Genomic DNA, 11,651 nt, shown 5'->3' with positions numbered 1-11,651 from the left:
CTCAGCGGCTTAACCTCGCGCCCGCCACCCCCAGCTTCAGCTTCGGTGAATTATCCGGGCTAGCCCCCGGCTCTGTGACGGCTTTCCGCGCCCCAGGGGAATGTACCGCGGCCCGGAAATGAGTCACCCGGCTGGGCTTATTCAGGCGGCCAAGGGTAGCTCGGCCATGAGCGTCTCATCACCCCCGAGTTGGTCGGCGCGCACCTGGGCTGGGGTGCGGTGTCCATGCCGTGCGACGAGCCAGGTTTCATTGTAGTGCCGGGCGAACTCGACCAGAGCGCGGCGCAGGTCCTCGATGGTGTCGAAGGTGTGGACCCAGAGGAAGTTCTCCTTGAGCGTCCGGATGAAGCGCTCGGCCACGCCGTTGCCCTCCGGCTCGCGTACGAAGGACGGCGAGCTGGAGATGCCCAAGCATTTGATCTCGGCCTGGAAGTCGCCGGACATATAGTTCGAGCCGTGATCGTGGCGCAGCTTCAGCCCGGCCGCGACGCCTGGGCCGATGCTGCCGAAGTGGCGCAGCACGCCCTGGCGGACCGGTTCCAGGGCCTCGAAGCGGTTGCCGCTTTTCGAGGCGTGAATGCCCACCACCTCGGAGTTGGCGTGATCGACCGCGATGAAGACGCGCACCACGCCCTCGGCCACGGTGATCGTCTCGGTCATGTCGGTCCCCCACATCACGTTCACCGTGTCGGTCACGATTGTGCCGTCGTGCGCTCGTGTGCGGGGCCGCCCGACCCGGTGCGGCGCCAGCAGCCCGTGCGCCCCCATCAGCCGCCGCACCCGGCGGGCCGAGGTGCGAATGCCGGCATGACGCAGACGCGCCCAGATCTTGCGATAACCCTCACCGTGAAAACGCGAGGCGAGGATCTGCTGGCGGATGTTCTCGACCAACTCGGCATCCCGGCACGGGCCAAGCGGGCCTGGACGCCGGGGCATCGCTGGTGGGCCGACCGTCCGGTGACGGTAGACGGTGGCGCGCGACACGCGCCAGATCCGGGCAACCCGGGTCAGACCGTAAGGGCGACCAGTGGAGGGCGAGGTGGTCCGGCTCATCGTCTCGACCTCCGCCGGGCCAAAGGGCGCTTGCCCTCCAGCGCGGCGATCGTCTCCTCCAGCAGCTCGTTGGCCATGGTGATCTCGCCGACCTTGGCCTTGAGGCGGGCGATCTCCGCATCGCGCTCGTCGCGCTCGCGTTCCTTCATGGCGGCCGCGGCGGCCGCCAGAGCGCGCTCGCGCCACTCCGGCAGGCGCGCCACGGTGACGTTCAGCTCGCGGGCCACGACCTCCAGCGGCTCGCCGCGCAGCAGACGCGTGACCGCCGCTACCTTGCGCGCCGCGGAGAACCGTTGCGGTGTGCTGGCGTTCGCGCCCGAGGGGGCGCCTGCGCCAGCGTGATGGGCGCGCTCCGGCGTCCCCTCGGGCTTACGCCCCTGTTCCTTGTTCATTTCAAAGACCTCCGATTGCGGTTCAATCTACCGCAGCCGGGTGTCTCATCGAATAGGGCCGCGCCTCACGAACTCCGCCCGCTCAGCAGGCGGAAGCCATGATCGGCGTATCCGCCCTCAACCGCATGCTCGACGCAGGACGCCCCGTGCCGGTGCGCACCGCGTAACCGGTGGCAGAATGGACGAACAGATCGGCCGCCCATCTCCATGCACCAACACTCTTCTAACCGATATCGTTGAAAAAGTTGGATGCTGATCAAGTGCCGCCGTGCCTCACTCGGGTAACTTAGTTTATGCGTGAACCCACAAAAATCCCCATAAGCTGAAAATCCGGCGGATGGACCGGAAGGGGCTGAATGGCCCCCTTCCCATACCGGAGGCGTATCGGCAGCCGCCGATCGCAAACGCGATCAATGGCTTTACCGTTACCTCCCACGTAATCGCAGGAGGATCGCGGAACGACGATGCTGCTGTGGAGGTCCGGTCGATCCGGACAACCCCACGAAGGAGTTCCGCCATGACGAACGCAGCCCATGTCGCTCAGAGCTACATCGCCGTCAGGAACGAGACCGACCCCGACCGCCGGCTGGCCCTGCTCGTCGAACATTGGAGCAATGATGCGCATTACCTTGACCCGATGGTTCAGGCGAACGGCCACGCCGGCGTCAACGCCCTGATCAGCGCCATGCAGCAGCGGTTCCCGAACTGTCGTTTCATCCTGCAGGGCACGCCCGACGGCCACAACGGCCGCGTGCGCTTCTCCTGGTCCCTCGTTCCGGCGGGGGCAGAGCCCATTGCCGGCGGCACCGACTTCATCCGGTTGGCCGCCGATGGACGCATCCGCTCGGTGACCGGCTTTCTGGACCGGGTTCCGGAAGGCGCATAGCGCATCGGCCATCCCGTCCCGCAACGTCCCGAACCCAGGAGCACCGGCCATGAGCATGGCTTCGACAATTCCCGCCGCACCGGATCAGCCCGGCTTCATCCGCACCGAAGACGGTGTGGCCCTCTTCTACCGGGATTGGGGACTGGGGAAGCCCGTCGTCTTTCTGTCCAGCTGGTCGCTGAATTCCGACTCCTGGGCCTATCAGATGCTGGCGCTGACCGAGCGCGGTTACCGCTGCGTCGCGTACGACCGTCGCGGCCATGGCCGGTCGAGCGACCCGGGAATCGGCTTCGACTTCGACCGGCTGGCCGACGACCTCGCAACCCTGCTCGACACGCTGGATCTGGACGGTGTCACGTTGGTCGGCCATTCCATGTCCTGCGGGGAAATCATCCGCTACCTGAGCAGGCACGGCAGCCGCCGCGTTTCCCGCACGGTTCTGGTCGGCACGATGACACCAACGCTTTCCCGGACCGACGACCACCCTGACGGAATCGATCTCGCCGTCTTCGAAGCCTTCCGCTCGGATTGGCTGATGCGGGACTTTCCGGCATGGCTGGAGGACAACATTCGCCCCTTCATGACGGCGGACAGTTCGCCCGGCATGATGGCGTGGGTGAAATCGATGGCCTTGCAAGCCTCGATGAAGGCGCTTCTGGACTGCCATCGGGCGACGACGTCCACCGACTTCCGGCGGGAGCTTCGGGACATCACCGTGCCGACCCTGCTGATCCACGGCGATTTGGATGTCTCCAGCCCGCTTGGCATCACCGGAAGGAAAACCGCCGAGCTGATGCCGAACGCGACGCTGACCGTCTACGAGGGGGCGCCGCACGGTCTGTTCCTGACGCATATGGACCGCTTCAACCGCGACCTGCTGACCTTTCTGGATGCATGATCGGCAGCGCTGGTATCATGTGGAGCGCAGAACACCGACAACACCGGACCGGAGGCCGGAACAATGCCGCAAACAGCCACCCGGCACCGACCGACCCCCAGGACCGTGCCGCGCCAGCCGGTCGGCGAGTTGCTGCGCGCGTGGCGCAAGCGGCGTGGCTTGAGCCAACTCGACCTGGCCTGCGAAGCCGACATCTCGACCCGGCACGTCAGCTTCTTGGAAACCGGGCGCTCGCAGCCCAGCCGGACCATGCTGCTCCATTTGGCGGAGCGGATGGACATTCCGCTGCGCGACCGCAACGCGCTGCTCGCCGCCGCGGGCTTCGCGCCGGTCTTTTCCGAACACCGGCTGGGCGATCCGGAGATGCAGGCCGCCCGTCAGGCGGTCGATCTCGTGCTGACCGGACACGAGCCTCACCCGGCGTTGGCCGTGGATCGGCACTGGACGCTGGTTGCGGCCAACCGGGCGGTCGCCCCGCTGCTCACCGGCGCCGCGACGGATCTTCTCCAGCCTCCGGTGAACGTGCTGCGCCTCAGCCTTCACCCCTCCGGGCTGGCACCGCGGATCGAGAACTTCGCCCAGTGGCGGGCGCACATTCTGCACCGGCTGATCCGGCAGATCGACGTCAGCGCCGATCCCGTACTGGCCGCGCTGTTCGGTGAGTTGAAGGGCTACCCGATGCCCGGCGGGCAGGCTCCGCACGGCCGGGGAGAGCCGTCGTCGTCGCATGATGGCGTGGTGGTTCCTCTGCGGCTCAGGACGGAAGCCGGGACTCTCTGCTTCTTCAGCACCACGACGGTGTTCGGAACGGCGGTGGACGTCACCTTGTCCGAACTGGCCATCGAGGCTTTCTTCCCGGCCGACCTCGCCACAGCGGAGATCATGCGGCAGGCCCTCGCCCGGTTGTGAGGAGCAGCCCCGCCCGACAGAGGCACCGCCTTTGCGCCGGGATGGCGCACGGGACCCGGCCCTATCATGGCGGACCATCCCATGATGGGCGGAGATGCGGCATGGCGCAGACCGACATCGAGTTGCTTCGCGACCTGTACGACCGCTACGCCGTGGGCGATGTGGCGCCGCTGTTCGAGCATCTCGCGCCCGACGTCGAGTGGATATCCTGCGGCCGGTCCCCGGCCCTTGCGGCCTTTTCCGGCATCTTCCACGGCCTGGATGGTGTCCAGCGCTATTTCCAGGGGTTGGCCCAGGAATGGACGATCACCAAGCACGAGATGCGGGACATCGCAAGGGACGGAGACCAAGTCGTCACGCGCAACCTCGTTGAGGCCGTCAGCAAGGTCACCGGGAAACCGGTGGCGGTGACGACCGAACACCGGTGGGTGCTGCAGGACGGCCGAATCCGCCGCTTCGAGGAGCGTTGCGACGATGAGGCGGCCCTGGAGGCGGCTTGCCGCCCGTCCGAGCCCTAACGGCCCGGTTGCCCAACGGAGCGCGGTGATAGGACCGGCACTCGCCGGATGGATTCTCATTCGCTATCCGGGCGACTTTTGGACCTTGGCTTGACCGCGAGAAGCATCCGTGATCATGCAAACGACATCGTCCAGCTGCCCGCAAGGAACCTTGATCTGGAGTTGCACGCCTTGGGGCGTGAAGCCGTTGGTCTCGGCAGAGGCTGCTGGGAAGGCGCCAAGCCCCGACCTGATCCTGGCCTCGTCGGCGAAGGCGCACGTGACGGCCAAGGCTGCAAAGCGGATGATCGGCTGACGTTCAGCGGCGTGGAGACACGCCGCTGCGGTGCCGCCGTAGGCACGCACCAGCCCGCCCGCACCGAGAAGAACGCCACCGAACCAGCGGCTGACCACCAGCGCCACCCGATCCAGCTTCTGGCCGTCTATGGCCTGAAGAATCGGGCGTCCCGCCGTTCCCCCCGGTTCGCCGTCATCGCTGGACCGGTAGAGGTCGCCGATCCGGAAGGCCCAGCAGTTGTGGCCTGCATCCCGTTGGCTGCACGCAGCGATAAACCCACGTGCCTCCTCTTCAGTCGTGACCGGACCCGCCGAGGCCAAAAAGCGGCTCTTCTTGATCTCCTGTTCGAATTGCTCTTTCCGTTTAAGTGTGAACATTACCTTTTGTCGCTGTCATTCCTGCATGGGCCAGAGGTCGCCCTGGCCAAGAGCCCATGGAATTTATTCATTCCATGGGGGGATTGCGACGTCGGCGCAACGATATCTGCAACGAAACCGGCAATGACGGAGCTGTGCCCCTCCATCCATGACCGCCATCAGCAAGTCGGCCGATGAGCGTGGGCTCAACCGTAGCGCCGCTCCAGCCAATCGACCGCAAATACGGTGGTGGCGACCACCTCGACCAACATGCTGGGCGCCTCCCCCATGGTCCCTTTTATACTATCGAGCGTAAATCCTGACACATCAGGATTTACGCTCGCCCTCAAACGGCGGGCGCGGCCGGCCACCCGCCCCGGGACTCCCCAATGCTGTTAGCGTCGCCTTGTCCATTCGGCCATCAAAGCAGAGCGCAAGCGCCTCACGGTAAAGGGGAACGGACTCCTTCGCAGCCAAGGCGAACAGGGTCATGCAGGAGTGGAACTTCATGTCGTCCGGAGAGCCGAAGATCTCATGAAGCGACCGCCCCCGGATCGCCAGAACGGCCCGCGTCGCGGCTTCCAATCGTGGGCCGAGCGTCGAATGCTCCAGATAGGCGCGCGCCTCGTCGAGGGAAGCGATGCCGTAGAACTCAGCGGTTGCCGAGCGGCCGAGGCCGCGCAGTTGCGGAAAAATGAACCACATCCAGTGGCTCCGCTTGCGCCCGTCCTGCAATTCGTCGAGCACCGTCGTGAACACCGGCTCCTGTGCGGTCACGAACCGTCGGAGATTGAAGGGATCGTCCAGTTGCATTCTAGCCCTCCCGACTGAGGAGTCCGCAGGATCGTCGCTCCGGTGATCTGCTACCCGGTGGACGACTTGCCCCGGTCAACATTCCGCCCTTTCGCGACAGCAGTCCCAACATACGCTCCAGCCGATGAACACGACCAAGTTTCGCGTCACGCGGCGTGGCGCGCCACCACCGCGGCCACCAGCTCGGGGTCGGACTCGATCACGAACAGCAGGGTCCGCGTGGCGGCGTCGGGCTGGGAGCGGCCCTGCTCCCAATCGCGCAGCGTGCCTAGCGGAAAGCCAAAGCGGTCGGCGAAGGCCCGCTGCGAGAGGTTCAGCTTGGCGCGGATGCCGCGCACCGAGATCCCGCCAGACGGGTGGATCACGCGCAGCGCGTCCGCTGGCGCGTCAGACAGGTCCGCCGGCGCGTCGGGATTGGCAGCGATCTGGCGGGCGATGTCGTCGTCGGTCATCGCGTCGATGCGCGCCCAGTCCACCGCCGCCAGGGCGGCGGCGCGCTGCGCGTCGGTCAGCTTATGGTCAGCCATAGCGTTTTACCTCGCGTGAGTTGGCCTTGCGCGTCGAAATCAGGTGCCGCCAGCCGCAGCGCGGGGTGTAGCAGGCGACGAACAGGCGGCCGTTGATGTAGCCGAAGGCGTTGTTGCGCGTCTCGCCGTAGGCGTGGCGGGTGTCGGGGACTTCGACGGTCAGACCCTCGAACAGCAGCGCGGCGGCGGCGAAGCCGATCCCGTCTTCTCGATGTTGGTCTCGTTCTTGGCGTCGTCCCAGCAGAACATCCCGGCCCCCCTGTTATGTCCCTGCAGTACGGAATTTCCGTACTGCAGGCAAGGGGAAAGATACGGAATTCCCGCACTGCGCCAAGGACTCAACGTCGCCCTTTCGCGACAGCACCAGTACGGGCGAGCCCGCCCCATTTCGCTGCAGCTTGAGCCTGCTTCTGCCCTGAAGCGGACGCCCGAAACTGGTCTACGGTATGTCCGCCAACCCTCGGCCAGTCGGACGCTCAACATGCAACGTATAGCCCGTGGGTTGATGAAAGGCGCCTACAACCCATGCCGCCGCCGCAAGATTTCAGCCGCACGCTCGCCCACGATCGCGCACGGTGCTTGCGTGTTGCCCGTCGTGACCCTTGGGAGGATCGAGCCGTCCGCGACGCGCAGCCGGTCGATGCCGTGAACCGCCAGCGACGCGTCGACGACCGACATGTCATCCATGCCCATCCGAGCCGTCCCGCATTGGTGCCAATAGGTCACCGCTGCGTCGCGGAGGAATTGATCGTCGATCGCCGCTCCCACCCCGGGGATGGCCTCGCGCCGGACATGGGGCGCGAAAGCCGCATTGTTCCCGATCTCGCGGCACAGCCGCACGCAGGCGCGTGCCGTCTCCAGGTCCCGTGGATCGGACAGCATGTTGGGATCGACCAGAGGTGCCGCGACCGGGTCCGCCGACCGCAGCCGCACCTCGCCACGGCTATAGGGCTGCGCCAACCCTGCGAACATCGTCCACCCATGATCGGGGGCGCCGCGCGCGGCCGTGCGCTCGCTGGGAACGGGGAACTCGACCTGGCAGAACAGAAGGTCCGGCGCCTCCAGTTCGGGACGGCTTTTCCAGTAGAGGGTCGCCTCGCTCCCGCTGGCGCGTGGAGCGATCGGCTGCCGATACTCCCAGGTGCAGCCGAACGACACATGATCCTGCAGGCCGCGGCCGACGCCGGGCAGGTGACGTATGAGCGGAATGCCGTGCCGGTCAAGTTGGCTCCGGTCGCCGATCCCGGACAGCATGAGCAGCTTAGGCGTGTTGATGGCGCCGGTGGACAGGATGACCTCCGAGCCTGCCGTGATCGACAGAATCGCGCCGCCCCGTTCGACCTCGACGCCGGTCGCCGTCGCCCCGTCGAGGAGCACGCGGCGCACAAGCGTATCGGTCAGGATCGTGAGGTTCGGTCGATCGGCCACAGGATGGACATAAGCGCGGTAGAGCGAGTTGCGCCGTCCGTCCCGCACGAGCATGTCGGCATAGGCCACGCCTCCTGCGGTTTCCATCATCCTGCCATTGGGGCTGTCGTAGCGCGGAATGCCGAGGGACCCGGCCGCGCTGAGCAGGGCCTCGGCGATCGGGCTCGGGTTCTGTGCGGGCTGCACCCACACCGGTCCGGAACTGCCGCGGTAATGCGGGTCCGGCGCACCCTGCCAATTCTCGATGTGTCGGTAGATGCCGAGAACCGCCTCATAGCTCCAGCCGACATCGCCGGACTGTTCCGCGAAATAATCCCAGTCGGCGCGATGGCCCCTTGCCCACACCATGACATTGATGCTCGATCCGCCGCCGAGCCCCTTGCCCATGGACATGGGAAGCGCGCGGCCGTCCAGATGCGGGTTCGGCTCGGCCTGGAATCCCCAGTCGCGCCGACTGCCAAGATTCGTAGGCCACAATGCCGGATTCAGCACCGCCTCATCCTCGTCGCTGCCCCCCGCTTCGATGAGGAGCACGGAGCAGTCGGCATTTTCAGCCAGGCGGCGCGCGATCACGGATCCGGATGCGCCAGCACCGCAGACGATAAAGTCATAGGCAGGCTTGAGGTTGAAGAGTTTTTGCGTCTGATCGTCACGGATGCGACGGTTGAACTCCTCGGAGCCGCCGGAAATGGAATGGTTCATGTCACGGGCCTTCTGGTGAGCGGAGAGAATGGTCCGGCGAGGCCGGTGCCTAGGGCGAAACCGCGCCCGACTGCCGGGCCGCCTCGTCGATTACCGCCGCGACGACCTCCGACTGCGTGAAGTAGACGGCATGGCTGGCCGGGACGTTCGTGACCTTGGCACCGATGCGTTTTGCCATGCCCTGGAGCATCCGCTGATCGAAAGCCTTGTCCTCCGTCGCGATCACCGCCCAACTGGGCTTGGTCCGCCAAGCGGCCTGCCGGAGCTTCACGCCGAAGCTCGCCATATTGATCGGAACCTGCGACGCCTTCAGGAAATCGACGTCGCCCTTCGTCGCGTCCGCCGCAAAGCCGGCGGCGAAACCGTCGGGCTTGATGAAACCGAAACCGTCCTCGCTCGTCTCGATGACGAACTCGGGCGGTGTCGTATAGCCGTCATACTGTTGCGCCGTGGTTTCGCCGGCGTCGGGCGACAGGGCGGACACATAGACCAGTCCGCGCACCTTGGGATGGACACCGGCTTCGGTGATGACGGTGCCGCCCCAGCTGTGGCCGACCAGAACGGCGGGACCATCCTGCCTGTCGAGCGCGCGCCGTGTGGCCGCCACATCATCGTCGAAAGAGGTGAGCGGATTCTGGACGATCGTGACCCGGTATCCACGGGTGGTCAGGTCCTCATAGACCTTCCGCCATCCCGATCCGTCGGCGAAGGCGCCATGGACGAGGACAACATTCTTAACGGCCGCCTGATCGATGGAATGGCTGGTCGGCTGCGCCTGCGAAACCGACGGCGGCAGGGTGACGACCGAAGCGGCCAGGATCAGGGCCTGAAGCGTGTTCCTCATGCTTGCCTCTTCTATATTGCGATAATTGTTATTGCGATAACTATGTGTATCCCTGGCGCGCTCTCTTGTCCAGGAAAATTTATCGCGATATATGTCAGCGGAAGATGCGCTGCGAAGGGAGCCTGCCTATGTCGGATGAGAACAATCCGCCGGTGCCGTTGGAGGAGCAGCTCTGCTTCGCGATCTACTCGGCCGGTATCGCCATCCAGCGGGCCTACAAGCCGTTGCTGGACGCCCTTGGTCTCACCTACCCGCAATATCTCGTCCTCAACATCCTGTGGCGGGAAGACGGACAGACGGTGGGGTGCATCGCCCAGCAGCTCGCTCTTGAATCCAGCACGCTGACGCCTCTGCTCAAACGCCTTGAGGCTGCGGAGCTGATCCATCGCACGCGCAACCCGACCAACGAGAGGCAGGTGATCGTGTCGCTGACGGACCAAGGACTGGCTCTGCGCTCCAGGGCCGGTTGCCTGGGCGATACATTGCTCCGCGCCTCCGGGCAGTCAGCCGACGCTTTGGGAAAGCTCAACCGCGAGATTGCACAACTGCGCGACGCCGTTTACGCGCATATCGGCGGCTGGACGCCTCTCGACGCACATTGATGAGCGGGGCGCACGATGGCGCAGGTTGAGGGCAGCGCGACAATTGTCAGATAAACAACGATAAGGTGCGGCTTTGAGAATGCCGTGAGTCGGTTTGTGATGATGATGATGGCCGCGGCGGTGAGCAGTGCGAGGATGATGCGCCCCAGCCGATCCTGTCGTCGATCCAGGCGTTTGTTTGCGAGCAGCCGATCTGCCTAGGACAAGGCAGGCTTGGACAAAGCTGGTGGCCGGGAGCGTCATGCCTACGCCACAGGACCCGCTGCTTCCCGACGCCCGCCACGGAGGCCGAACGTCGGGGCGATGACCTCAGACAGTCCGAACGGTGCCGCCGTCGATGATAAACTCGGCACCGTGGATCGCGGCGGCGCGATCTGATGCCAGATAGGCAATGAGATCGGCAACCTCATCGGGCTTGGCCGCACGCCCGATCGGGATCCCACCCAGAGCATCAAGGACAACTTGCCGCGCCTCCTCGATCGTTCCGCCATTGGCGGCCTGCAGACGCTTCAGAAAGTCGACAGACGACTCGGTCATGATCCAGCCGGGGGAGACGGCGTTGACCCGTACGCCCTTCGGTCCCAGCTCCTTGGAGATCGACTTGCTGTAGGTCCTGAGCGCGGCCTTTGCGGCGGCGTAGCCAGTGGTCGATTCGGAAAGCGGCAGGATCGATTGGATAGACGTGACATGCACAATCGCGCCGGCACCCCGTTCCATCATCTGCGGAGCCAAGAGGCGATCAAGGCGGACAGCGGCCAAAAGGTTAAGGTTCAGCTCGGCGAGCCAGTGATCTTCCGTCAGGGCAAGAAAGCCGCCGCCAGGCGAGGCCGAACCGCCGATCACATGAGCGAGGATGTCGATGCCGCCCATACGTTCGAGCGCCGCCTTGGCCAGGGCTGCCCCGCCCTCGGCTGTCGTCAGGTCTGCCTGGACGAACTCGACGCCGTCGATCGGCTGTGGAGTTCCGCGGGCGGCGGTGATCACCCGGGCGCCGCCGGCCAGGAAGCGATCGACGGTAGCGCGGCCCAAGCCCTTGGTGCCGCCGCTGACGAGCACTCGTTTTCCCGCGAACTCAGTTGGATCAGCCTTGATGCTCATACCGTGATCTCCAAGGCTTTGATCGCGTCATGTTCGAGCGTGAAGCGATAGGTGAAGCGGATGGGGCTGCCCTTGAAGTCGCCATGGGCAGGGCCTTCGGCCACGACTTGCCCGTTCTCGTCGCGAACAGTGGCCGGCGTGAAGATGGCCTTGACCGCGATCACCTCGTCTTCAAACAAGGTTCGCAGCTCGGCGTGGCCCTTGTGAGGTTTTCCGTTGTCCAAGAGGATCGCGTCGGCGGCAAAAGGCTTCAGCATGCCGTCCACATCGAGTTGTGCGTTAGCCTCGATATAGTCGGCTATGGGTTTGGGTAGTTCGATCGACATCGCTCGGTTCCTTGACGTTGCA

At 65.2% G+C, this 11,651-nt stretch carries 13 protein-coding genes and 1 pseudogene; 5 read left to right on the top strand and 9 right to left on the bottom strand.

What is annotated here, in order from left to right; translation table 11 throughout:
• Positions 1 to 141: 141 nt before the first annotated feature.
• Positions 142 to 1,373: pseudogene (locus JJL56_RS34130) on the bottom strand (IS3 family transposase); the annotation flags it as partial.
• Positions 1,374 to 1,962: 589 nt separating this feature from the next.
• Here JJL56_RS34130 and JJL56_RS29845 point away from each other — a divergent pair.
• From JJL56_RS29845 to JJL56_RS29830, 4 genes are all read left to right on the top strand, one after another.
• Positions 1,963 to 2,331, top strand: coding sequence for a nuclear transport factor 2 family protein (locus JJL56_RS29845; protein ID WP_200487481.1), 369 nt, complete (start codon positions 1,963 to 1,965; stop codon positions 2,329 to 2,331).
• A 49-nt stretch (positions 2,332 to 2,380) separates the two neighbouring features.
• Positions 2,381 to 3,229, top strand: a complete 849-nt coding sequence (locus tag JJL56_RS29840; RefSeq protein WP_145629303.1) for an alpha/beta fold hydrolase — start codon at positions 2,381 to 2,383, stop codon at positions 3,227 to 3,229.
• Positions 3,230 to 3,292: 63 nt separating this feature from the next.
• The gene (locus JJL56_RS29835) at positions 3,293 to 4,138 is read left to right on the top strand and encodes a helix-turn-helix domain-containing protein (protein WP_145629305.1); all 846 of its coding nucleotides are present in this window, start codon (positions 3,293 to 3,295) and stop codon (positions 4,136 to 4,138) included.
• Between the two features lie 101 nt (positions 4,139 to 4,239).
• Entirely contained in the window at positions 4,240 to 4,656 is a 417-nt protein-coding gene (locus tag JJL56_RS29830) for a nuclear transport factor 2 family protein (RefSeq protein WP_200487479.1), read from the top strand.
• A gap of 63 nt (positions 4,657 to 4,719) precedes the next feature.
• On the opposite strand, the gene JJL56_RS29825 is transcribed toward JJL56_RS29830, so the two are convergent.
• The 6 genes from JJL56_RS29825 to JJL56_RS29800 all read right to left on the bottom strand — a co-directional run bounded on the left by JJL56_RS29825 (position 4,720) and on the right by JJL56_RS29800 (position 9,603).
• The gene (locus tag JJL56_RS29825) at positions 4,720 to 5,310 is read right to left on the bottom strand and encodes an IMPACT family protein (RefSeq protein WP_200487477.1); all 591 of its coding nucleotides are present in this window, start codon (positions 5,308 to 5,310) and stop codon (positions 4,720 to 4,722) included.
• 306 nt (positions 5,311 to 5,616) lie between these two features.
• The gene (locus tag JJL56_RS29820) at positions 5,617 to 6,102 is read right to left on the bottom strand and encodes a DUF1810 domain-containing protein (RefSeq protein ID WP_200487475.1); all 486 of its coding nucleotides are present in this window, start codon (positions 6,100 to 6,102) and stop codon (positions 5,617 to 5,619) included.
• 146 nt (positions 6,103 to 6,248) lie between these two features.
• Positions 6,249 to 6,629, bottom strand: coding sequence for a helix-turn-helix domain-containing protein (locus JJL56_RS29815; protein WP_094307374.1), 381 nt, complete (start codon positions 6,627 to 6,629; stop codon positions 6,249 to 6,251).
• Positions 6,622 to 6,828 (bottom strand): BrnT family toxin, encoded by a 207-nt coding sequence (locus JJL56_RS34125; protein WP_425599157.1) that lies wholly within the window; start codon positions 6,826 to 6,828, stop codon positions 6,622 to 6,624. Before JJL56_RS34125 ends, JJL56_RS29815 begins: the two co-directional genes overlap by 8 nt.
• Before the next feature lie 317 nt (positions 6,829 to 7,145).
• Positions 7,146 to 8,759, bottom strand: a complete 1,614-nt coding sequence (locus JJL56_RS29805) for a GMC family oxidoreductase (protein WP_200487473.1) — start codon at positions 8,757 to 8,759, stop codon at positions 7,146 to 7,148.
• Positions 8,760 to 8,808: 49 nt separating this feature from the next.
• A complete protein-coding gene (locus JJL56_RS29800) occupies positions 8,809 to 9,603 on the bottom strand; it encodes an alpha/beta fold hydrolase (RefSeq protein ID WP_200487471.1) in 795 nt (264 codons plus the stop codon).
• A 128-nt stretch (positions 9,604 to 9,731) separates the two neighbouring features.
• On the opposite strand from JJL56_RS29800, the gene JJL56_RS29795 reads away from it, so the two are divergent.
• Complete coding sequence (locus tag JJL56_RS29795) at positions 9,732 to 10,205, top strand: MarR family winged helix-turn-helix transcriptional regulator (RefSeq protein ID WP_200487470.1); 474 nt, start codon at positions 9,732 to 9,734, stop codon at positions 10,203 to 10,205.
• A gap of 309 nt (positions 10,206 to 10,514) precedes the next feature.
• Here the strand turns inward: JJL56_RS29795 and JJL56_RS29790 are convergent, their stop codons facing one another.
• Both JJL56_RS29790 and JJL56_RS29785 read right to left on the bottom strand, forming a co-directional pair.
• Positions 10,515 to 11,303, bottom strand: a complete 789-nt coding sequence (locus JJL56_RS29790) for an SDR family oxidoreductase (protein ID WP_200487469.1) — start codon at positions 11,301 to 11,303, stop codon at positions 10,515 to 10,517.
• Positions 11,300 to 11,629: a nuclear transport factor 2 family protein gene (locus JJL56_RS29785; RefSeq protein ID WP_200487468.1), complete on the bottom strand. Its 330-nt coding sequence runs from the start codon at positions 11,627 to 11,629 to the stop codon at positions 11,300 to 11,302. The genes JJL56_RS29790 and JJL56_RS29785 overlap by 4 nt, the downstream gene beginning before the upstream one ends.
• Between the last annotated feature and the right edge of the window lie 22 nt (positions 11,630 to 11,651).

Source organism: Azospirillum aestuarii, from assembly GCF_016632405.1.
GTDB classification, from domain to species: Bacteria; Pseudomonadota; Alphaproteobacteria; order Azospirillales; family Azospirillaceae; genus Azospirillum; species Azospirillum aestuarii.
This window is presented reverse-complemented; position numbering and strand designations above follow the sequence as displayed.

What these genes read in the sequence shown, in the direction of transcription:
- JJL56_RS29845 (WP_200487481.1), top strand. Translation starts at nt 1,963, where the DNA reads ATGACGAACGCAGCCCATGTCGCTCAGAGCTACATCGCCGTCAGGAAC.
- JJL56_RS29840 (WP_145629303.1), top strand. Translation starts at nt 2,381, where the DNA reads ATGAGCATGGCTTCGACAATTCCCGCCGCACCGGATCAGCCCGGCTTC.
- JJL56_RS29835 (WP_145629305.1), top strand. Translation starts at nt 3,293, where the DNA reads ATGCCGCAAACAGCCACCCGGCACCGACCGACCCCCAGGACCGTGCCG.
- JJL56_RS29830 (WP_200487479.1), top strand. Translation starts at nt 4,240, where the DNA reads ATGGCGCAGACCGACATCGAGTTGCTTCGCGACCTGTACGACCGCTAC.
- JJL56_RS29825 (WP_200487477.1), bottom strand. Translation starts at nt 5,310, where the DNA reads ATGTTCACACTTAAACGGAAAGAGCAATTCGAACAGGAGATCAAGAAG.
- JJL56_RS29820 (WP_200487475.1), bottom strand. Translation starts at nt 6,102, where the DNA reads ATGCAACTGGACGATCCCTTCAATCTCCGACGGTTCGTGACCGCACAG.
- JJL56_RS29815 (WP_094307374.1), bottom strand. Translation starts at nt 6,629, where the DNA reads ATGGCTGACCATAAGCTGACCGACGCGCAGCGCGCCGCCGCCCTGGCG.
- JJL56_RS29805 (WP_200487473.1), bottom strand. Translation starts at nt 8,759, where the DNA reads ATGAACCATTCCATTTCCGGCGGCTCCGAGGAGTTCAACCGTCGCATC.
- JJL56_RS29800 (WP_200487471.1), bottom strand. Translation starts at nt 9,603, where the DNA reads ATGAGGAACACGCTTCAGGCCCTGATCCTGGCCGCTTCGGTCGTCACC.
- JJL56_RS29795 (WP_200487470.1), top strand. Translation starts at nt 9,732, where the DNA reads ATGTCGGATGAGAACAATCCGCCGGTGCCGTTGGAGGAGCAGCTCTGC.
- JJL56_RS29790 (WP_200487469.1), bottom strand. Translation starts at nt 11,303, where the DNA reads ATGAGCATCAAGGCTGATCCAACTGAGTTCGCGGGAAAACGAGTGCTC.
- JJL56_RS29785 (WP_200487468.1), bottom strand. Translation starts at nt 11,629, where the DNA reads ATGTCGATCGAACTACCCAAACCCATAGCCGACTATATCGAGGCTAAC.